Genomic DNA, 24,402 nt, shown 5'->3' on the forward strand with positions numbered 1-24,402 from the left:
TTTACCTCTTATGCCAGACGCGGGTTGACTTTATCTGCATCGATGTTGAATTTGGTGATAGCGTCAGCCACCACTTTCTTATCGATTTCGCCACGTTTAGCCAGTTCGCCAAGTGCTGCAACAACCACGTAAGATGCGTCCACTTCGAAGTGGTGACGCAGGTTTTCACGGCTGTCAGAGCGACCGAAGCCGTCGGTACCCAGTACACGGTAATCATCAGCCGGTACATAAGTACGAACCTGCTCGGCGAACAGTTTCATATAGTCAGTAGATGCCACTGCCGGAGCGTCGTTCATCACCTGAGCGATGTAAGGAACGCGCGGAGTTTCCAGTGGGTGCAGCATGTTCCAACGCTCACAATCCTGGCCATCACGCGCCAGTTCAGTGAAGGAAGTCACGCTGTACACATCGGAACCGACACCATAGTCGTTTGCCAGAATCTGCGCTGCTTCACGGACATGACGCAGGATAGAACCGGAGCCCAGCAGCTGAACTTTACCTTTGCTACCTGCAACTGTTTCCAGTTTGTAGATACCTTTACGGATGCCTTCTTCCGCGCCTTCTGGCATGGCTGGCATGTGGTAGTTTTCGTTCAGCGTGGTGATGTAGTAGTAAATGTTCTCTTGCGCTTCACCGTACATACGCACCAGACCGTCATGCATGATGACAGCGACTTCGTAAGCGTAAGATGGGTCATAAGAGATACAGTTAGGGATAGTCAGAGACTGAATATGGCTGTGACCATCTTCGTGCTGCAGACCTTCACCGTTCAATGTAGTACGACCGGAAGTCCCGCCGACCAGGAAGCCACGCGCCTGTTGGTCACCCGCTGCCCAGCACAGGTCGCCAATACGTTGGAAACCGAACATGGAGTAGTAGATGTAGAACGGGATCATTGGCAGATCGTTGGTGCTGTAAGAGGTCGCAGCAGCCAGCCAGGATGAACCTGCGCCCAGCTCGTTGATACCTTCTTGCAGGATCTGGCCTTTCTCGTCTTCTTTATAGTATGCAACCTGCTCACGGTCCTGCGGGGTGTACTGCTGGCCGTTCGGGCTGTAAATACCGATCTGACGGAACAGACCTTCCATACCGAAAGTACGCGCTTCATCGGCAATGATTGGAACCAGACGGTCTTTGATAGACGGGTTCTTCAGCATCACGTTCAGTGCACGAACGAAAGCGATAGTGGTGGAGATCTCTTTATTCTGCTCTTCTAACAGAGAGCTGAAGTCAGCCAGGGTAGGCAGATCCAATTTCTCGGTGAATTTTGGCAGGCGAGACGGCAGGTAGCCGTTCAGTTTTTCACGCTGGCCATGCAGGTATTTGTACTCTTCGCTGCCTTCTTCGAACTTAATGTATGGCAGTTTTTCGATTTCAGCATCGGTCACCGGCACATTGAAACGGTCACGCACATAACGTACGCCGTCCATGTTCATTTTCTTAACCTGATGAGCGATGTTTTTACCTTCGGCAGTTTCACCCATGCCATAACCTTTAACGGTATGGGCCAGGATGACAGTTGCTTTGCCTTTGGTTTCTTGTGCATTTTTCAGTGCAGCGTAGATTTTCTTCGGATCGTGGCCGCCACGGTTCAGAGCCCAAATCTCGTCATCGGACATATCTTTAACCAGTGCAGCAGTTTCTGGATAACGACCGAAGAAGTGCTCACGAACGTAAGCGCCATTTTTGGATTTGAAGGTCTGGTAGTCACCGTCAACGGTTTCGCCCATCAACTGCAACAGTTTGCCGCTGGTATCTTTACGCAGCAGAGCATCCCAACGAGAGCCCCAAATCACTTTAATCACGTTCCAGCCAGCACCCGCGAAGATACCTTCCAGTTCGTTAATGATTTTGCCGTTACCGGTTACTGGGCCATCCAGACGCTGGAGGTTACAGTTGATGATGAAGCACAGGTTGTCCAGTTTTTCACGGGTAGCGATAGTGATCGCACCTTTGGATTCTGGCTCATCCATCTCACCATCGCCCAGGAACGCGTAAACGCGCTGTGCGGAAGTGTCTTTCAGACCACGGTGCTCCAGGTATTTCTGGAATTTAGCCTGATAGATTGCACCGATTGGACCCAGACCCATAGATACGGTCGGGAACTGCCAGAATTCTGGCATCAGTTTAGGGTGCGGGTAAGAGGACAGACCATTACCGTGAACTTCCTGACGGAAATTGTTCATCTGCTCTTCAGTCAGGCGGCCTTCAAGGAAAGCACGTGCATAAACGCCTGGGGAGATGTGGCCCTGGAAGTACACCAGATCGCCGCCATCTTTTGCATTGCGAGCGCGGAAGAAGTGGTTGAAACACACGTCATACACGGTTGCAGAAGACTGGAAAGAGGACATATGGCCGCCCAGATCGAGGTCTTTTTTAGACGCACGCAGGACAGTCATGATGGCATTCCAACGGATAGCAGAACGAATACGGCGTTCCAGCTCCAGATTCCCCGGGTATTCCGGTTCATCTTCAACGGCGATGGAGTTTACGTACTGGCGGGCAGCAGAACCTTCTGCAACTTTTACTCCACCTTTACGGGCTTCGCTCAGTAACTGATCAATCAGGTACTGTGCGCGCTCAACACCTTCTTCACGGATGACCGATTCGATCGCCTGTTGCCAGTCGCGAGTTTCGATCGGATCCACGTCATTTGGGAAACGTTCTGACATGGGTGGTATTCCTTATCTGTGTCTAATACGTTGATTATCTGGAACCTGTCTAATTGTGCTTTCCTTGAAAAAACACAATAAGACAGGTTCTGCGTTTAGTTGCCGCGCTCTAAATAGTGGCGCTTAAAAGAACCAGAAATTTCGGGTTCTCATTCCTTACGTTGCTGTAAGCGCCGCAGAGAACGTTCTCGACGACTCTGTTCGCGGCTGCGATCCAGCAATATTTCTTCAATAAATGCCAGGTGACGGTGCGACGCTTCGCGCGCCTGCTCCGGCTGGCGAGCCATAATCGCCGCAAAAATGCTGGCGCGATGGCTGCTCACTTGCGCCAGCATTTCCCGGCGCGCATAGAGCAATTCAAAATTCTGACGAACGTTTTGTTCGAGCATCGGTGACATACAGCGCAACAAGTGTAGTAGCACCACATTGTGGGCGGCTTCGGTAACAGCGATTTGATACTGCATGACCGCATCGGATTCAGCATCCAGATCGCCGGACTCTTGTGCTTTTTGAATGGCTAAATGGCAGTCGCCAATACGTTTGAGATCTTCGTCCGTACCACGCAAGGCAGCGTAATACGCAGCGATACCTTCAAGTGCATGGCGGGTTTCAAGCAGATCAAACTGGGATTCAGGATGGTCAGACAACAGTTCGACCAGCGGGTCGCTTAAACTTTGCCAAAGGCTGTTTTGGACAAAAGTACCGCCGCCCTGACGACGAAGCAGGAGCCCTTTCGCTTCGAGACGCTGAATGGCCTCGCGTAGTGAAGGACGAGAAACGTCGAACTGTTTTGCCAATTCACGCTCTGGTGGGAGTTTTTCGCCGGGACGCAAGGTTCCCTCGAGGATGAGAAACTCCAACTGCTGCTCAATCACATCGGATAGTTTTGGTTGGCGGATTTTGCTGTAGGCCATTTATTCCCTGTCTCTGCCATTAGCGCTTATGCCCTTCAAACGTTACATCATTCGGGGCAAAGTCAATTGGTATGACCAATTTCACATTCTTGACGCTAAAGTAACAAAGTATTCACCTTCTGTCCATATTGGTTTTGATTGAAATCATTAAACCCGGCACATTTTAACAAGATTACAGAAATGATGTTTCAAGGTTGTAACTTTGCACAAATGTCACATTTACTCACACCCAGATGCATTTAACTTTTACGAAACAGTAAAAAATGGATTTTCTTGCAAATTGAACCGATTCATCAGTTTAAAATATGAATATCAATTCACTGATTATGCTTAGGCTGTAGAAATAAATGCAGAAGTAAAAGAAATGCACAGAATCAAACTGCTTTCTTTTTATTCAACTGGTCACGCCAGTAATAGAAAGCAGGTGCAAACATTTGCGCTTACCACTATTCTTTGCGCTGCGGTAGTCCACTACGCAAAATACTGGAATTAAAAACCGTAAAATAATTACTACACAATGCGGAATTACAAACTTACAGAGGCGCGTTCAGCGCCCTGAAAATAACCACACACGAGGTTAAATTATGGAAGGTCAACAGCAAGGCGACACGCTGAAACGCGGCCTTAAAAACCGCCATATCCAGCTCATCGCGCTGGGTGGAGCTATCGGAACAGGGCTGTTTTTGGGCAGTGCGTCTGTCATCCAATCCGCCGGGCCGGGGATTATTCTTGGCTACGCGATTGCAGGTTTTATTGCCTTTCTGATCATGCGCCAGTTGGGTGAAATGGTTGTTGAAGAGCCTGTAGCAGGTTCTTTTAGCCACTTTGCTTACAAATACTGGGGTGGATTTGCAGGTTTTGCGTCTGGCTGGAACTACTGGGTACTGTATGTACTCGTAGCGATGGCAGAGCTCACCGCGGTTGGTAAGTACATCCAGTTCTGGTATCCCGAGATCCCAACCTGGGCCTCTGCCGCCGTCTTTTTTGTCGTGATCAATGCCATCAACCTGACTAACGTAAAAGTGTTCGGTGAAATGGAATTTTGGTTCGCGATCATTAAAGTTATCGCCGTTGTTGCCATGATAGTGTTTGGCGCCTGGTTGCTGTTTGGCGGCCATGCAGGCCCACAAGCGACTGTTCGTAACCTTTGGGAGCAAGGTGGATTCTTGCCACACGGCTTTACCGGGTTAGTCATGATGATGGCGATTATCATGTTCTCCTTCGGCGGGCTTGAGCTGGTCGGTATTACTGCTGCGGAAGCCGATAACCCAGAAGTCAGCATTCCTAAAGCGACCAACCAGGTTATCTATCGTATTCTGATTTTCTATGTGGGCTCACTGGCTGTTCTGCTGTCTCTGATGCCATGGACTCGCGTGACTGCTGATACCAGCCCGTTCGTACTGATTTTCCACGAACTGGGTGACACCTTCGTAGCAAACGCACTTAACGTTGTGGTTCTGACCGCTGCACTGTCTGTTTATAACAGCTGTGTTTACTGTAACAGCCGTATGTTGTTCGGTCTGGCACAGCAAGGCAACGCGCCAAAAGCGTTCCAGAAAGTGGATAAACGCGGCGTGCCGGTAAATACCATTCTGGTTTCTGCACTGTTCACCGCGTTGTGTGTACTGATTAACTACTTTGCCCCGGCAGAAGCATTCGGCCTGCTGATGGCGTTGGTGGTTTCTGCACTGGTGATCAACTGGGCGATGATTAGCCTGGCACACATTAAGTTCCGCAAGGCTAAGCAACAACAAGGTGTTAAGAGTAAGTTCCCTGCCCTGTTCTATCCGTTGGGTAACTATGTTTGCCTGCTGTTTATGGCGGCTGTTCTCGTCATTATGGCAATCACCCCGGGCATGGCCATCTCTGTGTGGCTGATTCCGGTGTGGATCGTGATTCTGGGTATTGGTTACTTCATCAAACAACAGAACCTGAAGAGCGTTAAAGCTTAACGACCTTCTGCTTTGATAAGCGCCTCGGTTCGCCGGGGCGCTTTGTTATCTGCTTCACACTTCCTTTACAACGACAGTATTGTCCATCTCTGCGACGGTTTCCTGACACGCAAAATATTTCCAATGGCCCAATACTCTTGTCCATATTCAGGTCAGGAGCATTTCCAATGGAAAACAGCAAATTATCAGTTAAAGAAAAGATCGGCTATGGGATGGGTGACGCCGGATGCAACATTATCTTTGGCGCCATTATGTTGTTTGTTAACTATTTTTATACTGACATCTTTGGTCTGGCTCCGGCACTCGTGGGCGTTATGCTGCTTTCAATCAGGGTTATTGATGCCATTACCGACCCTATCATGGGCGCTATTGCCGACAGAACCCAAAGCCGCTGGGGGCGTTTTCGTCCATGGATTTTATGGATGGCAGCCCCTTTTGCCTTCTTCAGTTACCTGATGTTTACCACGCCTGACTGGGCTTACAGCAGCAAAGTTATCTATGCCTTCGTCACTTACTTCCTGCTCTCGCTGACCTATACCGCCATTAACATTCCCTATTGTTCCTTGGGAAGCGTGATTACAAACGACCCGAAAGAGCGTGTTGCTTGTCAGTCCTATCGCTTTGTCATGGTCGGTATTGCAACGCTTATCCTTTCACTCTCCTTGCTGCCAATGGTTGACTGGTTTGGCGGCGGTGATAAAGCGAAAGGCTACCAAATGGCGATGGGCGTTCTTGCGGTCCTCGGCATGTGTATGTTCCTGTTTTGCTTCTCGACTGTCAGAGAGCGCGTACGCCCTGCCGTACCCAGCAATGACGATTTAAAATCTGACCTGAAAGACGTGTGGAAAAACGACCAGTGGGTGCGGATTTTACTTCTGACACTGTGTAACGTGTGCCCAGGGTTTATCCGCATGGCTGCAACGATGTATTACGTCACCTGGGTGATGGGTCAAAGCACCAGTTTCGCCACTCTGTTTATCAGCCTTGGCGTGGTTGGCATGATGGGCGGCAGCATGTTGGCAAAAGTGCTGACCGACCGTATTTGCAAACTGAAAGTGTTCTTCTGGACCAACATCGTATTGGCAATATTCTCATGCGGTTTCTATTTCCTCGATCCGCACGCGACCACACTCATTGTTGTGATGTATTTCTTGCTGAACATTCTGCACCAGATCCCTTCACCGCTGCACTGGTCGTTGATGGCCGATGTTGATGACTACGGCGAGTGGAAAACCGGTAAACGCATCACCGGCATTAGCTTCTCTGGTAACTTATTCTTCCTGAAATTGGGTCTGGCGATTGCAGGCGCGATGGTCGGTTTCCTGCTTTCCTGGTACGGCTACGATGCGGGTGCAAAACAACAAAGCCCCGAATCCATCAACGGCATTGTGATGCTGTTTACCATCATTCCTGGCGTTGGTTACCTGATCACTGCAGGGGTCGTACGTCTGCTGAAAGTTGACCGTGAAATGATGCAGCGTATTCAGACAGACCTTGAAAAGTGCCGTCTTAACTATCGCGAATTGAACGAATATCACGACAGCAAACCCGCTGAAGCCAAATGATAAGGAAAGCGTTATGAATCAGGAGCAATGGCCTAATCCCTTTATCGAGCAGCGTGCCGACCCGTTTATTTTGCTGCATGAAAATGAGTACTACTTTGTTGCATCAGTACCCGAGTACGACAGACTGGAAATCCGCCGGGCGGCAACAATAAGCGAACTGCCAAATGCCCAACCCGCCGTGGTGTGGCGCAAGCCAAACCACGGCCCGATGAGTGAACTGATCTGGGCACCAGAGCTGCATCACATTGACGGAAAATGGTACATCTACTTTGCTGCTACCCACACACAAGCGCTGGACGAGCTCAATATGTTCCAGCACCGAATGTTTGTCCTGGAGTGTGCCGATGCCGACCCGCTAACGGGTGAGTGGGTAGAAAAAGGTCAGGTAAAAACGCAGTTCGATAGCTTCTGTCTGGATGCCACTACTTTCAGCCATCAAGGGAAACAGTGGTATTTATGGGCGCAGAAAGACCCCAGTATTGCGGGCAACTCAAATTTGTATCTCAGTGAGCTGGAAACACCATGGACGATTAAAGGCAAGCCCGTGTTGTTAAGTAAACCTGAACTGGATTGGGAATGCCGGGGTTTTCTAGTCAATGAAGGGCCCGCGGTATTGGTTCACGGCGACAAACTGTTTGTCAGCTACTCAGCAAGCGCCACCGACGAAAACTACTGCATGGGGTTGCTGTGGATCGACTTAAACGCCGATCCGACGAAAGCAGCAAACTGGCATAAATCTTCACAGCCGGTATTTACCACCAGTTATCCGAACAAGCAGTTCGGGCCAGGGCATAACAGCTTTACTAAAACCAAAGACGGGAAATATGTGCTGGTGTACCACGCACGTAACTACACGGAAATTGAAGGCGATCCACTGTATGACCCAAATCGTCATACACGTCTGAAAACACTCGAATGGGACGAAAACGGTATGCCACTGTTTGGCATACCGCCTGCTGACAACCGCTAACCTAATGCGGTGCTCTGGTTATTTTGCTTAAACCAGAGTGCCGTAAATAGTCAGTAACGCCACCACCACCAAAATCACCAAAGACGTTTTCTTTGCCATCATTACGGCAGCTTTTGGTGTTTTCACTTTATCCAGATGCGGCTCGCGTGCTAGCGAAAACTGCGCCAGCTGAGTCAACACCTGATATTGCGAAGTATGGCGGTCAGCCAGTGATGCAAACCATGCAGGAAGAGCTCGCTCACCGTGGCCCACCAGCGCATAAACCACGCCAACCAGACGCACCGGAACCCAATCCAGAACATGCAGAATCGCATCGATGCCAGAATGTAAACGCTGTTGCGGTGAATGATGGCGAGCAAGCCAGGTTTGCCATGCGCGCAGGAACGCATAACCTGCCAGCGTTACTGGTCCCCAAACTCCACCGACGATAAACCAAAAAAGCGGTGCGAGGTAAAATCGAAAATTTATCCACAAAAGCGCGTTTTGCAGCTCTTTCAGGTATTCACGTTCGTCGCAATCTGGCGGAACCCCATGGATTAGCGTCAGCTCACTCGCCATTGCATCACGTGCATGGCTGTCATCGTGGCTCGCAGCCTTTAGATAAGAGTGGTAATGCAAACGAACCTGGCCTGCGCCCATGCACAAAACGCCGAGGGCAATCCAGAACACCAACAACGGCACATTAAAGAACAAACCTTGTAGCGCACGAATCCCCAGGAAAACCACCAGCATGCACAGCGCAGTCATCAAGATCGTACGAAGCAGAGAAAAACTTTTTACCCGCCGAAAGAAAACTTCAAGGCGGTGATCCAGCTGCCAGTGCTCGCCCAGCTTGAACAGCCGTTCCCAAATCATCACCAGCAGCAACGTAAACAGCGTCATTTCATCTCCTTATTTGACGTTACCTCAACCGAGTGGCGAAAACGCGGCCAGTCAAAAACAGGACCTGGGTCCGTTTTGCGCCCCGGGGCTATATCGCAATGCCCTGTCATATGGTCTGCAATAGCCGGATAAGCCTGAATTAGTGTGTCAGTAATCACAGTAAGCTGTTGATATTGCGCATCAGTATAGGGGAGCGTATCAGTCCCCTCCAACTCAATACCAATTGAAAAATCGTTACAACGCTCACGTCCCTGATATAAAGAGATTCCTGCATGCCAGGCGCGTTTATCGAAAGGAACATACTGAACGATTTCACCGTCACGGCGAATCAAACAATGTGCGGAAACACGCAAATGAGCAATTCCCTCAAAATAGGGATGGGCGTGCGCATCAAGTGTTCCGGTAAACAGCGCATCAATCCATGGGCCACCAAACTCTCCCGGTGGCAAACTGATGTTATGCACCACCAGTAGCGAAGGTGTCTCATCCTCCGGTCGGCAATCAAAATGTGGGGAAGGAACTTGCTTAACACCCACCAGCCAGCCGTTTTTTAGCTGCATCCGCGGTCTCCTTTGAGTGGTACTTGACGTCGCATCAATGTAGCATGTTTCGACATTAACTAAGCCATTTCGGAGTTTTATCATGCCGCCTCGCCGTTATAACTCAGACCGCCGACGTGACGAGCTTCTCGACCGTATCAACCTTGATATTCCACAAGCTGTTTCGCAGGCTTTGCGCGAAGATCTTGGTGGCGAGATCGATCCTAATAACGATATCACCGCGCAATTACTGGATGCAGATCATCGTTCGCATGCCGTTGTGATCACCCGTGAAGACGGTGTGTTCTGTGGCAAACGTTGGGTCGAAGAGGTATTTATTCAGCTTGGCGGGGATGTCAAAGTCACCTGGCATGTTGAAGATGGCCAAACCGTAGTGGTAGACCAGCCTTTATTCGAACTGACAGGGCTTTCACGCGTGCTGCTCACTGGTGAACGCACCGCGCTGAACTTTGTACAAACCTTGTCAGGCGTTGCCAGCGAAGTTCGCACATATGTTGATCTGCTGGCGGGAACCAATACGCAACTGCTTGATACGCGTAAAACTCTACCAGGCCTACGTACGGCACTGAAATACGCGGTGCTATGCGGTGGTGGCAGCAACCATCGCCTGGGCCTGTCGGATGCTTTTTTAATTAAAGAAAACCACATCATATCTTCAGGTTCTATTCGCCAGGCGGTAGAAAAAGCATTCTGGTACCACCCTGATGTGCCTGTGGAAGTTGAAGTTGAGTCACTTGAAGAGCTGGAACAAGCACTGCATGCCGGCGCTGACATTATCATGCTCGATAATTTCAATGTTGAAGATATGCGCAAGGCTGTCGTGCTCACTAATGGCAAAGCACGTCTGGAAGTTTCCGGAAACGTGACGAAAGAAACCATCCGTGAATTTGCTGAAACCGGTGTCGACTTTATCTCTGTGGGCGCGCTGACTAAACATGTCCGCGCACTCGATCTCTCTATGCGCTTCCGCTAATTTCTGCCAGGCAGATGGGGTGAAACTCATCTGCCTTTTTCTTTCCCTTGCGTCAATGCTCGCATTTTCATTGTTGCTCCGTGCAAACTTCACAGAAATGCTGGAAAGCCCCTTCCTGAAGCTATAACTCACTCTCGCCTGTCTGTTTTTTACAGCGCAAAGTGCCGCCATCCCAATCAGGAGTGGCATATGAACAAACAACGTGGATTTACACTTATCGAGCTGATGGTAGTTATCGGCATTATCGCGATACTGAGTGCCATTGGAATTCCCGCCTATCAGAACTACCTGCGAAAAGCGGCACTTACCGACATGTTACAAACCTTTGTTCCCTACCGTACCGCCATTGAACTTTGCGCGATTGAACGGGGTGGGATCAGTCAGTGTAATGCGGGTAGTAACAGTATTCCTTCGCCTAAAACGACCCGTTATATCAGCGATATGAGCGTTGCAAACGGCATTGTCACGCTGACAGGGCAAGAAAGCCTGAACGGTCTTACCGTTTCGTTATCTCCACGATGGAGTGACGGTGAGGGTGTAGAAGGCTGGAGTCGGACCTGTGCCACCACCGATGGCGCTTCGCTAAAGCAGAGCTGCGAAGAAGTTTTCCGTTTTGATAATAACTCTGCGAGTCACTAAGCCATGGAAAATCGACAAATCCTGGCTCTGTGCAACCAGTATCAGGCGGTATTACTTTCTGAAGATCCCATACTGCACATCGCTATTGCTCCGAATCCATCCGCTCAGTTTTTTGAAGCATTGCGTTTTATCTGCGATACGGAAGTAAACGTTGAATACTGGTCGGCTGAACAGTTAGAAAAAGCACGGCATTCTGGTGTTTTGGTAAACACAGATGAGCAGCATGAAAACACCGCTCCCGTGGTTCAACTACTACAGGAAACGCTTCACAAAGCGATTCAGTTGCGCGCATCGGACATTCACTTTGAGCCGATAGAGCAAGGCTACCAGATTCGTTTTCGGGTCGATGGAGTACTGCAACTGCAACCTCTGCTTCCAGCTCATGTGGCCGCTCCGTTAACGGCACGACTAAAAGTACTGGGGAATCTGGATATTGCGGAGCGACGCCTGCCGCAGGACGGACAAATGGAGATTGAAGTCGAACAACATAAATGTTCATTTCGCATTGCTACGTTACCGGTGTATCACGGTGAAAAAGTTGTTTTACGTTTAATGACCCAGACCGAACAAACTTTTGAGCTTTCGGATTTAGGCATGTCACCAGATGATTGCATCCGCTTTCAGCATTGTTTAGCCAACCCGCAAGGTATGATCCTGGTCACCGGCCCCACCGGGAGCGGAAAAACCATCACGCTTTACAGCGCACTAAAAATACTAAACCAGGTTTCCAGCAACCTCCGTAGCGTAGAAGATCCTATAGAGATCCCAATGCGTGGGCTCAATCAAACGCAAATAAACAGCAAAGCAGGGCTGAGCTTCCACAGTGTATTACGCGCCTTACTGCGCCAGGATCCCGACATCATCATGGTGGGTGAGATTCGGGACGGCGATACCGCAGAAATTGCCATTAAGGCGGCACAGACCGGGCATCTTGTTCTTTCAACTCTGCACACCAACTCGACGGCTGAGAGCGTCGTTCGCATGCAACAAATGGGAGTAGAGCCCTGGATGTTAGCTTCTGCGTTGAACATGGTGGTCGCACAGCGTCTGGTTCGCAAACTCTGCCCTCACTGCAAGCAGTTGCAACCCGATGACATCCTCCTTCCGACATCACTGTGGAAACGCGCGTTACCACACTGGCAGGCGGTGGGGTGTGAACGTTGCTACGGGGGTTATTATGGAAGAAGCGCATTGTTTGAAATCCTGCTTGTTGACCCCGCCATACAGTCAGCCATTATCAAGGGGATAGCGGCTCACGAGCTCGAAACGCTCGCTCGTCATCATGGCATGATGACGCTATTCGAAAGCGGTTGCCTGGCTGTTGAACAGGGTCTGACCACGCTTGAAGAACTGTATCGTGTGCTGGGTGTGCCTCATGGCTAAATTTTTGCTCTGGCACTGGAAAGCGGTCGATCAATTCGGGCAACTCCAGAAGGGAACGTTAATTGCAGAAGATACCGCATCCGTTACCGATCAATTGTTCAATGCGGATCTTCAGCTTTTACATCTGCGCAAAACGTCGCGAACCCGCCGGGGTTGTTGGAATATTCAGCAAAAAATTCAGGTATTCCGCCAGCTGTCCACATTACTTCAGGCCGGAATTTCTTTGTCTGATGGGCTGTTGCTTATCGCGCAGCAGCATCCCTTTGAAGAATGGTCTGCATTACTAAAAGACATAGAAAAACGTGTTTCGAGTGGTACGCCATTTTCAGCCGCATTAAGCCAATGGCCGAAGATTTTCCCCGCATTGTTTATTGCCCTGATTCATATTGGTGAGTTAACGGGGAAGCTGGACGAATGTTGCAAAAGGCTGGCTGACCAACAAGAAAAACTGTATCAACTACATAAAAAGGTCATGAAAGCCTTACGTTACCCACTGTTTATTATGGCTGTCGCTCTGCTTGTCACTATCGGGATGATGGGATTTGTATTGCCGGAGTTTGCCAATATCTATCGGTCTTTTAACGCTCCTCTGCCTGCTATAACACTGGCAGTAATGGCGATTTCAAACTGGGTAACAACACACGGGTTGGGGTGGTTACTGGTGTGTACCCTCCTCTTTGCTTGCGGGTATTTTCTTCGGCAACGAAAACCCCACTGGCAAGAGCATGAACAAAATCTACTGCTCCGCATCCCTCTGGTTGCCCCGCTATGGCGCGGACAAGTTCTCAGCCAAATCTATACCACTCTTTCACTATCCCAACAGGCAGGGATCCCTTTGCTGCAAGGGCTTAGTGCAGTGGAGACAACCCTCACCTCACTGTTGTGGAAGAAGGTGATTTCACACATTAGTACCAAAGTAATACAAGGCGTCCCGTTTTGGCTTGCACTCACTGAGAGTGAGCGATTAACGCCATTGTGCTGTCAGTTGGTACGCGTGGGAGAGGAGTCAGGTGCTTTAGATTTAATGTTAGAAAAACTGGCGAGCTGGCATCACAACAATACGGAAGAGCGGGCTGATAACCTGGCCGCTGCGCTAGAACCGATAATGATGTTAATCGTTGGAGTCATTATTGGGACGTTGGTGATTGCGATGTACCTACCTATTTTCCAGCTAGGAGATGCAATGAGTGCTGGATGACGGTGCAGCGAGTGCCGCACCGTATGCGTGTATAGCTTAGAGGCTATTGAAAACGCGGTTTTCCTGCTCATTCACACGGATGAACGTAGTACGTTTGGTCAACTCTTTCAGGCGAGAAGCTCCCACATAGGTACATGCAGAACGCAATCCACCCAAGATATCACGGGCAGTGTTTTCCACAGGGCCACGTAATGGCAGTTTTACCGTTTTGCCTTCCGCTGCACGGTATTGTGCTACACCACCCACGTGGCGAGTCATTGCAGATTCAGAGCTCATGCCATAGAACAGCATGAATTTCTCACCGTTTTCTTCAACGATTGTGCCACCGCTCTCGTCATGACCTGCCAGCATACCACCCAGCATCACGAAATCTGCGCCACCGCCGAATGCCTTAGCAACATCGCCAGGCATGGTACAGCCGCCGTCGCTAACAATTTGTCCACCGAGGCCATGAGCCGCATCAGCACATTCGATAACAGCAGAAAGTTGCGGGTAGCCCACGCCAGTTTTCACACGAGTAGTACAGACAGAACCTGGGCCGATACCGACTTTAACGATGTCGGCACCAGAAAGGATAAGCTCTTCGCACATTTCGCCAGTGACAACGTTGCCTGCACAGATAACTTTATCCGGCCATGCTTCACGCGCTTTAGACAAGAACTGAGTGAAGTGTTCGGAGTAGCCGTTAGCCACGTCGATGCAGATAAATTGCAGTGCAGGATGAAGAGAAAGAATCTGCTTGGTTTTCTGGAAATCAGCGTCTGATGTACCGGTTGAAACCATAACGAACTTCAGGATGTCGTCTGACACAGACTTAACGAAGTTGCCCCACTCTTCCACAGAGTAGTGTTTATGGACCGCAGTCAGGATATCAAACGAGGCTAACGCCTGAGCCATACCGAATGTACCAACGGTGTCCATGTTAGCCGCAATGATCGGAATGCCTGACCATGCAATACCGGAGTGTTTGAAAGTGAATTGGCGCTCAAGCTCTACATCAGAGCGGCTTTTAAGAGTGGAACGTTTTGGGCGAATAAGAACGTCTTTAAAACCTAACTTCAAATCTTCTTCAATACGCATGTTGCAGATTCCTGGGTCGAATGGCGAAGGACGCGTGAACGCAATTGGCTATTTAGGCACCAATTCCAGTGACGTTATCATACGCACTATTAATGCCGCTGCAAGACTGCGAAAACACTCTTTTTTGCGCTACAATCGTTAAAATTTACCTGAGAAACAGGAAATCGCTATATGGGGTTCATTTTTCCAATGCCTCCGCGCCTTCCTGCAACATACCAGGTATAAGTTAACTTTTTATATCCTTGATAAAACGTAGATTTAGGGTCTGGTTTTTATGGTTTATACGGTGGCATTAACGGGCGGGATTGGCAGTGGTAAAAGTACTGTCGCCGATAACTTTTCCCGATTAGGTATTACCGTTGTAGACGCTGACGTGATTGCTCGTCAGGTTGTTGAGCCAGGGCAGCCTGCTCTCACCATAATCTCTGACCATTTTGGTAAAGAAATTCTTCTTCAGGACGGCTCTCTTAACCGTCGGGTTCTTCGTGAAAAGATCTTCTCCTCCCCAGAGGAAAAACAGTGGCTCAATGCGCTGTTACATCCACTTATCCATCAACGAACCCGAATTGAAATCAATCAAGCCGTTTCTCCCTACGTTTTGTGGGTTGTTCCGTTGCTAATTGAGAATAACCTTCAGCAGATGGCCGATCGCGTGCTGGTTGTGGATGTCTCGCCAGAGGTGCAAATCGCACGTACTATTGCGCGCGATAAAGTCAGTTGTGAACATGTGCAACAAATCCTTGCGGCACAGGTGACACGCGAGGCACGCTTGAGCGTTGCCGATGATGTAATTAATAATGATGGTGCCGCCGAGCAGGTGGCAGCACATGTTGACCGTCTGCACCGCCAGTATCTGGAACTGGCGGCCCAGGCCGCACAGCAGGAAAATGAATAATGAGCACCCAGATTCTTTTTGAGCACCCACTGAATGAAAAAATGCGCACCTGGTTGCGTATCGAGTTTTTAATCCAACAACTCGAATGTTCATTACCGGTAGATGAGACTTCCAAAGCCCTTCATTTTTTTCGTAATGTCGGTGACCTGCTGGACGTCTTTGAGCGCGGCGAGATCCGCACAGATATTCTCAAAGAGCTGGAACGCCAGCAGCGTAAACTATTGAACTGGGCCGAAGTTCCTGGTGTAGATATGCAGCTTATTGATTCGCTGCGTAGCCAACTTAAAGAACGCGGCAGTGTTTTAATGGCAGCACCGCGCCTCGGGCAGTCTTTGCGTGAAGATCGTCTGATTGCCCTTGTTCGTCAGCGTCTGAGTATTCCAGGTGGTTGCTGTAGTTTTGATTTACCGACTTTGCATATCTGGCTTTATTCGCCACAAGAGCAGCGCAATGCGCAAATTAATGCCTGGCTGACGAGTTTACAGCCGTTGAAACAGGCATTGGATCTGCTACTGGATATTATTCGTAATTCTGCACCATTCCGTAAGCAAACCAGCCTGAACGGTTTTTATCAGGACAATGGTGATGATGCTGATTTGCTGCGTTTACAGCTCTCTCTCTCTTCACAGCTTTATCCTCAGGTGTCCGGGCATAAAAGCCGTTTTGCGATCCGTTTCTTACCGCTTGATAGCGAAAATGGAATTATCCCTGAGCGTCTCGATTTTGAGCTGGCATGCTGTTAAGGAGCGCATATGTCTGAACCTACAAAAGTAAACTGCCCCGGTTGTGGCAAAATCGTTATCTGGAATGAAACCAGCCCGTACCGCCCGTTTTGCAGCAAACGCTGTCAGCTCATTGACTTAGGTGAATGGGCCGCCGAGGAAAAACGTATTCCTAGCAGCGGCGATTTATCAGAGAGTGATGACTGGAGTGAAGAAGACCTGCGTTAACTCTGCAGTAATTTGCTGATAATCGGTTCATTTGCTGGTGGGAAATCTGCTGCCACCAGCGAATTTTGCGCAATCCATTGGCCCGGTTGCCCTTCTTTACCCCACGGCTCGCCTTCCCAGCTTTCCACCATGAAAAACCACAAAGTGATAAACCGATCCGGGAACTGATAAGAAAGTTTTTCATACAGTGCAAACTGGTTCGCTGTAATGCCCGTCTCTTCCTGTAGTTCACGAACTAATGCTTGTTCTGGCGTTTCACCGGTTTCGATTTTCCCTCCGGGGAATTCCAGTTTATTTGCCATATGAGCGTCGGCAGCTCGTTGCGTGATAAAAATCTCCCGCTGAGAGTTGCGAATAATACCGACGGCAATTTCTAGTTGTTTCATTTTTGTGCAGGTGCTCCATAGAAAAAAGGCGCAGCAAGCTGCGCCTTCGTCGACAATACTGTTCTTAGCTTAAACGGCCATGACATTGTTTGTATTTTTTACCAGAACCGCATGGGCAAGGATCATTACGACCTACTTTGCGCTCACCCGTTTCTGCTGCCAGTGATTCTGCAGCCAACGTGTCGTCATCCTGATGGCTCAACTGTTGCATCTGTGCCAAGCGCTCAGCTTCTTCACGACGCTGTTGCTCCATTGCTTCGACTTCTTCAGGCATACGCACCTGAACTTTGCTCAGCGTACTGATCACTTCATATTTCAGCGCTTCGAGCATAGAAGCAAACATGGCAAAAGATTCACGCTTGTATTCTTGCTTAGGATCTTTTTGCGCGTAGCCACGCAAGTGAATGCCCTGACGCAAATAGTCCATTGCCGCCAGATGCTCTTTCCACAATGAATCCAGAGTCTGTAGCATCACGCCTTTTTCGAAATGACGCATCATTTCAACACCAACCACTTCTTCCTTACGCTTATACACTTCAGCAGCGTTCTGCAGAATACGCTCACGCAGAGTCTCTTCATGCAGCTCAGGTTCTTTATCCAGCCACTCTTTGATTGGCAGATCGAGGTCGAAGTCGTTTTTCAGGCGCTCTTGCAGGCCTTCAACATCCCACATTTCTTCCAGTGACTGCGGAGGAATGTGTGTATCGATAGTCACTTTAAAGACATCTTCACGGATGCTGTTGATGGTTTCACTGACGTCACTCACATCCAGCAATTCGTTACGCTGGCTGTAGATAGCACGACGCTGATCGTTTGCAACATCATCGTATTCAAGCAGTTGTTTACGGATATCAAAGTTGCGGCTTTCAACTTTACGCTGTGCGTTAGCAATCGCCTTAGTCACCCACGGGTGCTCAATCGCTTCGCCCGGCTTCATCCCCAGTTTACGCATCATGCCTGAAACACGATCCGATGCAAAAATACGCATCAGGGAATCTTCCATAGAGAGGTAGAAACGAGATGAACCCGCATCACCCTGACGACCAGAACGACCACGTAGCTGGTTATCGATACGACGAGATTCGTGGCGCTCAGTACCAATGATATGCAGACCACCCGATGCCAGAACCGCGTCATGGCGAACCTGCCAGTCTGCTTTAATCTGAGCGATTTGTTCTGGAGTTGGATTTTCCAGTTCAGCAACTTCTGCCTGCCAGCTACCACCCAATACGATATCCGTACCACGACCCGCCATGTTAGTCGCAATGGTCACTGCGGCTGGATAACCCGCCTGGGCAACAATCCCTGCTTCATTCGCGTGGAACTTAGCGTTAAGAACATTGTGCTTGATACCGGCTTTGGTCAACTCAGCAGAAACCACTTCAGATTTCTCGATGGAGATTGTCCCCACCAGCACTGGCTGGCCGTTCGCTGTACGCTCTTTAATATCTTCAATAATCGCAGTAATCTTGTCCGCTTCAGTCATATAGACCAAATCAGGCATGTCTTTACGGATCATTGGGCGGTTAGTTGGCACAACGATGGTATCGAGTTTATAAATTGAGCTAAATTCAAACGCTTCAGTATCTGCAGTACCCGTCATACCCGCCAGTTTTTCATACAGGCGGAAGTAGTTCTGGAAGGTGATGGATGCCAGCGTTTGGTTTTCGTTCTGAATGTCTACGCCTTCTTTGGCTTCAACAGCCTGGTGCAAGCCATCAGACCAACGGCGACCTTGCATAGTACGGCCGGTATGTTCATCAACGATGATGACTTCGCCATCTTTCACGATGTAGTCAACGTCACGGGTGAACAGCACATGTGCGCGCAATGCCGCTGTTACGTGGTGCATCAACATGATATTGGATGGAGAGTAAAGTGATTCACCTTCATCCATGATGCCTTCACGAACCAACAGTTCTTCGACCAATACCAGACCGCGTTCGGTAATGTTTACCTGACGAGATTTTTCGTCTACTGAGAAGTGACCTTCGCCCTGGAAAGTATCAGAATCTTCTTTTTCCTGACGAATCAGGCTTGGGATGATTTTGTTTACTTTTTTATACATCTCGGAGCTGTCTTCAGCAGGGCCAGAGATGATAAGTGGGGTACGCGCTTCATCGATAAGGATTGAGTCAACCTCATCCACCAACGCGTAGTGCAGTTTACGTTGAACACGTTCTTCAGGGCTGAATGCCATGTTGTCGCGCAGGTAGTCAAAACCATATTCGTTGTTAGTGCCGTAAGTAATATCTGCAGCGTATGCTTCGCGTTTTGCAACGGCTGGCATGTTAGGCAAGTTGATGCCCACGCTTAAACCCAGGTATTCGAACAAAGGACGGTTGTTTTCAGCATCACGCTGCGCCAGGTAGTCGTTCACGGTAACCACGTGAACACCGCGGCCGCTCAGTGCGTTCAAATACGCAGGCAGAGTTGCAGTCAGTGTTTTACCTTCACCTGTACGCATCTCTGCGATACAGCGGTCGTTTAGAACCATACCGCCAAGCAGCTGTACGTCGAAGTGACGCATACCGAATACACGCTTACTCGCTTCACGAACAACGGCGAATGCTTCAGGGATCAGATTTTCAAGCACTTCACCTTTCTCAAGACGTGCGCGAAACTCATTGGTTTTTGCTTTTAATTCGTCATCGGAAAGTTTTTCAATTTCCGGTTCCATGCTGTTGATCAGAGTAACAACTTTACGCATACGACGCAGGGTGCGGTCGTTACGGCTACCGAAAACTTTAGTTAATAATTTGATTAGCATAATAAATTCTCAAACGCCTGCCGTCAGAGCAGAGCTAAAAATAACGTTATAATTTAAGGAAATGGTTTTAGCTGAGGCGTTGCGGACCGGCGCGGATACCGTAAACCTGGCTAATCCAAATGGCAGGACTGAAAGTCTCAACCGCAGGGGATTGCCAAAGCGCAGTATGGCGCACAATTACAGGGGGTTTGCTTTCCTGAGTGAGGAGCGCCGTGAGCGTATCCAGCAAAGCAAGTTTGTGTGCCTGAAGTGGCAAGCTCTCTTGTGCTGCTGGCAACGTCTGGGGTGCCATAGCAAATGAAAGATGGCGAATGACTGTGCGAATGGCATGTTGATGCCAGTAATCGACACTAAATGATGGTCGCCGGGTACTTTCCTGCAATAATGCCAGACTATTGAAGCTGACCTTATTCAGGTAGTCATGACTGCTGGTAGACGTTTCAGCGGGTGCTGTTGGCTCAGTATTTTGGCTGAGCGCAGGCATGCCAAAACTCGCCGCGACCATCCCCAACAGGAGATGCGGCCAGAAATAACGTCTGCCAAACTGTCGCCAACGATTTAGAATACCAATCACTTTATCCGCCGGAGCATTATGTATGCGTGATAGTCGCCCACAATCTTTAGATCATTTGTTCGATGATGCTGGTGCCGAAAGCGTGCTGCAAAACGTGCAACAACGCGCAACTGCGCTACTTAAGCTCAACAGGGCGGTGAAAGGGATATTACCCGCTCAACTGCATCCCTGGTGCCGGGTAGCAAATTTCCGACAAGGCATTCTCGTACTTGAAACCGCGAATGCTAGCTGGCTGATGCGCTTACGCTATGAACAAGCCACGCTACTGAGTGCATTACGCGCACAAATATTACCATCATTGACATCAATCGACATCAGGATTAATCCATCACTGGCTGCTATTGGGCAAGAATCAGTACAAGAAAACAGCATTCAAACGATGAAAGGTAAAACTGAAGGGGTAAACAGAGAATTGAGCCAGCAAAGTGCTCAGGCATTACGGATGGTGGCTGAACGTAGCCCAGAGAAATTAAAGGCAGCAATAGAACGACTGGCATCATTGGCCGGAGAGAGTACCAATGAAACCAGTCGCAATAAATAATTCTGGTGTTAAGCCAGAACCATTTTCGGTGCTTTGAACGCTAACGGAAGTTCGGCATCGTTCTGGAAGGTTGCCCATTCCCAGGCTTCTTGCTTCGCCAGAACCGCTTGAAGCAATTTATTATTCAGCGCATGGCCAGACTTATAGGCAGTAAACGCACCAATAATGTTGTGGCCGCACATGAACAAGTCGCCAATCGCGTCGAGCATTTTGTGACGAACGAATTCATCTTCAAAACGCAGGCCGTCTTCGTTCAGTACGCGATAATCGTCAACAACGATGGCACAATCGAAGCTACCGCCCAGGCACAAACCACGGGACTGCAGATATTCGATATCACGCATAAAACCGAAGGTACGAGCACGACTAATCTGGCGCATAAATGCTTCCGCAGAGAAGTTCATGCTGTAGCGTTGGGTGCTGGCATCAATCGCCGGATGGTTAAAGTCGATGGTGAAATCCAACGAGAAACCATTATACGGTTTGAATTCAGCCCATTTATCGCCATCTTCAACGCGAACTGTTTCTTTGACGCGCACAAATTTCTTCGCACAGTTTAATTCGTCAATCCCGGCATCAAGCAGCAGGTAGACGAATGGCGCTGCACTACCGTCCATGATTGGGATTTCTGGGGCATTGACTTCAATAATGATGTTATCAATACCTAATCCCGCAAGGGCGGCATTTAAATGCTCAACGGTAGAAATCCGCACATCGTGCTCGTTCACCAGGCAAGTACAGAGCATGGTATCACGCACAGATTTGGCATCTGCCGGAAAATCTACCGGAGGATTCAAGTCGGTGCGACGATAGATGACCCCGGTATTTGCCGGCGCAGGGCGCAACGTCAGTGTGACTTTCTTGCCGGTATGTAAACCGACACCAGTCGCCTGAACGATACGTTTAAGTGTCCTTTGTTTGATCATCGTATAATCTCGCCAAATTACCTATCCAACCGAAGTGTATATCACAATCGGTGGACCAGTTTAGCACAAAGAGCGGAGATCCCCAACTTCCGGTTTATTCTTAATCAGCTTGCTTGCGCAAAAACGCTGGAATATCCAGATAATCAGGCTCTTTCGTTGTTTGTGGCGTATTGTCATTCACTACTTTAGCAACTGGCTTTTGCTCTTGTTGAAGCGGAGCCATTCCGTGCTGCTGGTAGCGATCCATTACAGGTTGCTGAGTTTGCTTGTTGGTCACCAGAGTGATTTCTGGACGTTTGTCCATACCAATACCGGTTGCAACAACGGTCACACGCAGTTCGTCGTTCATCTCTGGATCCAGAGATGTACCGATAACTACCGTGGCGTTATCAGATGCAAACGCACGAATGGTGTTACCCACAGTCTCGAACTCATCCAGACGCAGGTCGAAGCCAGCGGTGATGTTGACAAGAACGCCACGCGCTCCAGACAGGTCGATATCTTCCAACAGTGGGCTGGAAATCGCCATTTCTGCCGCTTCTTCTGCACGGTCTTCGCCACTTGCCACACCGGAACCCATCATGGCATATCCCATTTCGGACATTACGGTGCGCACGTCAGCAAAGTCGACGTTCATCAGACCCGGACGGGTAATCAATTCAGCGATACCCTGCACTGCGCCTTTCAGTACGTCGTTAGCTGCGCCAAAAGCGTCAAGCAAAGAGATACCGCGGCCCAGAACTTTCAGCAGTTTGTCATTCGGGATGGTGATCAATGAGTCAACATGCTTAGACAGTTCGGCAATACCCTGCTCCGCGAATGCCATGCGCTTCTTGCCTTCAAAGTTGAAAGGCTTTGTCACAACAGCTACGGTCAGGATGCCCAGATCTTTAGCGACTTCTGCAACTACAGGTGCCGCACCTGTACCTGTACCGCCACCCATACCTGCGGCGATAAATACCATGTCTGCGCCTTCCAGTGCAGCACGTAATGCATCACGGTCTTCTTCCGCAGCAGTACGGCCCACTTCAGGGTTAGCCCCAGCACCCAGACCTTTGGTAATACCATTACCAATCTGAATAGTCTGGCCTACCGCAGTTTTACGTAACGCTTGAGCGTCAGTATTCACTGCAAAGAATTCAACACCTTCGATGCGTTCGCGCACCATGTGCTCAACGGCATTGCCGCCGCCACCACCGACGCCGATGACTTTAATCACCGCGTCGTTGGTCAGTTCCATAGGTTCAAACATAGTTTCTCTCCGTTTTGTGCCTGTCGCCTGAGACCACTAATTTTGTCTGGTCTCTTATAAAATTTAAAACTCTTTTCTCAGCCAGCTGTTGATTCGCTTAATCCATGAGCCGACAGAGGTCCTTTTTTCCACTTCTGCTTCACCACTGAGATGTGTTTCTTTCCCGTAGTGCAGCAAGCCGACTGCTGTGGAGTAATAAGACTCCTGGGCATAATCAGTCAGGCCAGTAATATTTAACGGTTGTCCGATACGCACTTGCGTATGGAATACACGTTGCGCACAGGCTGCCAGGCCTTCAATTTGCGCCGCGCCACCCGTTAGCACAATCCCCGCCGCCAGGTGGTGCTTCACACCTTGCTGGCGAAGTTGCTCTTGTAATTGCAAAATCTCTTCGTTTACCAGGTTCAACAATTCGGTATAACGAGGCTCGATAACTTCAGCGAGCGTCTGGCGTTGCAGGCTACGTGGTGGACGTCCACCGACGCTTGGCACTTCAACGTTTTCATCTTTGCCAACAATCGAACCTAGTGCGCAGCCATGGCGTACTTTAATAGCTTCGGCATCACTCGGCGGTGTGCCGAAGGCATAAGCGATGTCACTGGTCACCACGTTCCCTGCATATGGGATAACTTTGGTGTGGCGCAACGCGCCTCCAGTGTAGACCGCGATGTCCATAGTACCACCACCGACATCGACTACGCAGACACCTAACTCACGTTCATCTTCGGTCAATACTGCGTAGCTTGCCGCAAGCCCTGCAAAGATCAGTTGGTCAACTTTAAGGCCGCAGCGTTCAACGGCTTTAACGATGTTTTTCGCCATATCGTTATGGCAGGTAATCAAATGCACCTTAGCCTGCATGCGGACACCCGATAAACCTACAGGATTTTTGATGCCTTCCTGGTAGTCAATTGCATATTCTTGCGGGATAACGTGTAAAACACGATGCTCGTCACGTACACGCACCGATTTCGCGGTGTGAACGACGTTTTCAACGTCTTCCTGCGTCACTTCTTCTTCAGAAATTGGCACCATGCCAATCTCGTTTTGACAGCTAATGTGCTTACCTGACAGCGCAAGGTAGACCGAAGAAATCTGGCAATCAGCCATTAATTCGGCCTGGTCAATCGCGCGCTGAACGCATTTCACGACTGACTCGAGATCGTTTACGCCACCTTTGTCCATACCACGCGATGGGCAACTGCCCACGCCAATAATATTGACCATACCGTCAGGCAGAACTTCCCCTACTAAAGCGGCAACCTTTGCGGTACCGATCTCCAGTCCTACTACCAGTTTTCTGTCCGTCGCCTTGATCAT

The 24,402-nt window shown here is 49.4% G+C and carries 22 protein-coding genes; 11 read left to right on the top strand and 11 right to left on the bottom strand.

Annotated features, from left to right (window positions below; all coding sequences use genetic code 11):
* Nucleotides 1-8: 8 nt before the first annotated feature.
* A complete protein-coding gene (gene aceE / locus OH773_RS17865) occupies nucleotides 9-2,672 on the bottom strand; it encodes a pyruvate dehydrogenase (acetyl-transferring), homodimeric type (protein WP_270140572.1) in 2,664 nt (887 codons plus the stop codon).
* 149 nt (nucleotides 2,673-2,821) lie between these two features.
* Complete coding sequence (gene pdhR / locus OH773_RS17870; RefSeq protein WP_064516235.1) at nucleotides 2,822-3,586, bottom strand: pyruvate dehydrogenase complex transcriptional repressor PdhR; 765 nt, start codon at nucleotides 3,584-3,586, stop codon at nucleotides 2,822-2,824.
* 581 nt (nucleotides 3,587-4,167) lie between these two features.
* Here pdhR and aroP point away from each other — a divergent pair.
* The 3 genes from aroP (at nucleotide 4,168) to OH773_RS17885 (ending at nucleotide 8,073) form a co-directional block, all read left to right on the top strand.
* Nucleotides 4,168-5,538 (top strand): aromatic amino acid transporter AroP, encoded by a 1,371-nt coding sequence (gene aroP, locus OH773_RS17875; protein WP_183272862.1) that lies wholly within the window; start codon nucleotides 4,168-4,170, stop codon nucleotides 5,536-5,538.
* A 167-nt stretch (nucleotides 5,539-5,705) separates the two neighbouring features.
* A complete protein-coding gene (locus OH773_RS17880) occupies nucleotides 5,706-7,103 on the top strand; it encodes a glycoside-pentoside-hexuronide (GPH):cation symporter (RefSeq protein ID WP_270140576.1) in 1,398 nt (465 codons plus the stop codon).
* 13 nt (nucleotides 7,104-7,116) lie between these two features.
* A complete protein-coding gene (locus OH773_RS17885) occupies nucleotides 7,117-8,073 on the top strand; it encodes a glycoside hydrolase family 43 protein (RefSeq protein ID WP_270140578.1) in 957 nt (318 codons plus the stop codon).
* A 27-nt stretch (nucleotides 8,074-8,100) separates the two neighbouring features.
* On the opposite strand, the gene ampE is transcribed toward OH773_RS17885, so the two are convergent.
* Nucleotides 8,101-8,955 carry a beta-lactamase regulator AmpE gene (gene ampE / locus OH773_RS17890; RefSeq protein WP_270140581.1) on the bottom strand — a complete coding sequence of 285 codons (855 nt, stop codon included), beginning with the start codon at nucleotides 8,953-8,955 and terminating at the stop codon, nucleotides 8,101-8,103.
* Nucleotides 8,952-9,515 (bottom strand): 1,6-anhydro-N-acetylmuramyl-L-alanine amidase AmpD, encoded by a 564-nt coding sequence (gene ampD, locus OH773_RS17895; RefSeq protein WP_183272789.1) that lies wholly within the window; start codon nucleotides 9,513-9,515, stop codon nucleotides 8,952-8,954. The genes ampE and ampD overlap by 4 nt, the downstream gene beginning before the upstream one ends.
* Nucleotides 9,516-9,597: 82 nt before the next feature.
* On the opposite strand from ampD, the gene nadC reads away from it, so the two are divergent.
* From nadC to hofC, 4 genes are all read left to right on the top strand, one after another.
* Nucleotides 9,598-10,488, top strand: coding sequence for a carboxylating nicotinate-nucleotide diphosphorylase (gene nadC, locus OH773_RS17900; protein WP_270140584.1), 891 nt, complete (start codon nucleotides 9,598-9,600; stop codon nucleotides 10,486-10,488).
* 189 nt (nucleotides 10,489-10,677) lie between these two features.
* The gene (gene ppdD / locus OH773_RS17905; protein ID WP_270140586.1) at nucleotides 10,678-11,127 is read left to right on the top strand and encodes a prepilin peptidase-dependent pilin; all 450 of its coding nucleotides are present in this window, start codon (nucleotides 10,678-10,680) and stop codon (nucleotides 11,125-11,127) included.
* A gap of 3 nt (nucleotides 11,128-11,130) precedes the next feature.
* Nucleotides 11,131-12,510 carry a type II secretion system protein GspE gene (gspE, locus tag OH773_RS17910; RefSeq protein WP_270140588.1) on the top strand — a complete coding sequence of 460 codons (1,380 nt, stop codon included), beginning with the start codon at nucleotides 11,131-11,133 and terminating at the stop codon, nucleotides 12,508-12,510.
* A complete protein-coding gene (hofC, locus tag OH773_RS17915) occupies nucleotides 12,503-13,708 on the top strand; it encodes a protein transport protein HofC (protein WP_270140590.1) in 1,206 nt (401 codons plus the stop codon). The genes gspE and hofC overlap by 8 nt, the downstream gene beginning before the upstream one ends.
* A gap of 36 nt (nucleotides 13,709-13,744) precedes the next feature.
* On the opposite strand, the gene OH773_RS17920 is transcribed toward hofC, so the two are convergent.
* A complete protein-coding gene (locus tag OH773_RS17920; protein WP_270140592.1) occupies nucleotides 13,745-14,788 on the bottom strand; it encodes a GMP reductase in 1,044 nt (347 codons plus the stop codon).
* A 274-nt stretch (nucleotides 14,789-15,062) separates the two neighbouring features.
* Between OH773_RS17920 and coaE the strand changes: the two genes are divergently transcribed.
* The 3 genes from coaE to yacG are packed head-to-tail and all read left to right on the top strand — an operon-like array spanning nucleotide 15,063 to nucleotide 16,633.
* Nucleotides 15,063-15,683: a dephospho-CoA kinase gene (gene coaE / locus OH773_RS17925; protein WP_270140594.1), complete on the top strand. Its 621-nt coding sequence runs from the start codon at nucleotides 15,063-15,065 to the stop codon at nucleotides 15,681-15,683.
* Complete coding sequence (gene zapD / locus OH773_RS17930; protein WP_270140596.1) at nucleotides 15,683-16,426, top strand: cell division protein ZapD; 744 nt, start codon at nucleotides 15,683-15,685, stop codon at nucleotides 16,424-16,426. The genes coaE and zapD overlap by 1 nt, the downstream gene beginning before the upstream one ends.
* 9 nt (nucleotides 16,427-16,435) lie before the next feature.
* Nucleotides 16,436-16,633: a DNA gyrase inhibitor YacG gene (gene yacG / locus OH773_RS17935; RefSeq protein WP_270140598.1), complete on the top strand. Its 198-nt coding sequence runs from the start codon at nucleotides 16,436-16,438 to the stop codon at nucleotides 16,631-16,633.
* Here yacG and mutT read toward each other — a convergent pair.
* The 3 genes from mutT to secM all read right to left on the bottom strand — a co-directional run bounded on the left by mutT (nucleotide 16,630) and on the right by secM (nucleotide 20,363).
* Entirely contained in the window at nucleotides 16,630-17,019 is a 390-nt protein-coding gene (mutT, locus tag OH773_RS17940; RefSeq protein WP_270140600.1) for an 8-oxo-dGTP diphosphatase MutT, read from the bottom strand. The two genes, yacG and mutT, sit on opposite strands and share 4 nt — an antisense overlap.
* A gap of 64 nt (nucleotides 17,020-17,083) precedes the next feature.
* The gene (gene secA / locus OH773_RS17945; protein WP_270140602.1) at nucleotides 17,084-19,789 is read right to left on the bottom strand and encodes a preprotein translocase subunit SecA; all 2,706 of its coding nucleotides are present in this window, start codon (nucleotides 19,787-19,789) and stop codon (nucleotides 17,084-17,086) included.
* A 67-nt stretch (nucleotides 19,790-19,856) separates the two neighbouring features.
* Nucleotides 19,857-20,363: a secA translation cis-regulator SecM gene (gene secM, locus OH773_RS17950; RefSeq protein ID WP_183272778.1), complete on the bottom strand. Its 507-nt coding sequence runs from the start codon at nucleotides 20,361-20,363 to the stop codon at nucleotides 19,857-19,859.
* A gap of 22 nt (nucleotides 20,364-20,385) precedes the next feature.
* On the opposite strand from secM, the gene OH773_RS17955 reads away from it, so the two are divergent.
* Nucleotides 20,386-20,904, top strand: a complete 519-nt coding sequence (locus OH773_RS17955; RefSeq protein WP_270140605.1) for a DUF721 domain-containing protein — start codon at nucleotides 20,386-20,388, stop codon at nucleotides 20,902-20,904.
* An 8-nt stretch (nucleotides 20,905-20,912) separates the two neighbouring features.
* Here OH773_RS17955 and lpxC read toward each other — a convergent pair whose 3' ends face one another.
* From lpxC to ftsA, 3 genes are all read right to left on the bottom strand, one after another.
* Nucleotides 20,913-21,830 carry a UDP-3-O-acyl-N-acetylglucosamine deacetylase gene (gene lpxC / locus OH773_RS17960; RefSeq protein WP_270140607.1) on the bottom strand — a complete coding sequence of 306 codons (918 nt, stop codon included), beginning with the start codon at nucleotides 21,828-21,830 and terminating at the stop codon, nucleotides 20,913-20,915.
* A 100-nt stretch (nucleotides 21,831-21,930) separates the two neighbouring features.
* Complete coding sequence (ftsZ, locus tag OH773_RS17965) at nucleotides 21,931-23,082, bottom strand: cell division protein FtsZ (RefSeq protein ID WP_064539921.1); 1,152 nt, start codon at nucleotides 23,080-23,082, stop codon at nucleotides 21,931-21,933.
* 63 nt (nucleotides 23,083-23,145) lie between these two features.
* Entirely contained in the window at nucleotides 23,146-24,402 is a 1,257-nt protein-coding gene (gene ftsA / locus OH773_RS17970; RefSeq protein WP_034460940.1) for a cell division protein FtsA, read from the bottom strand.

It is taken from the genome of Buttiauxella sp. WJP83, from assembly GCF_027594725.1.
In the GTDB taxonomy this organism is placed as follows: Bacteria; Pseudomonadota; Gammaproteobacteria; order Enterobacterales; family Enterobacteriaceae; genus Buttiauxella; species Buttiauxella selenatireducens.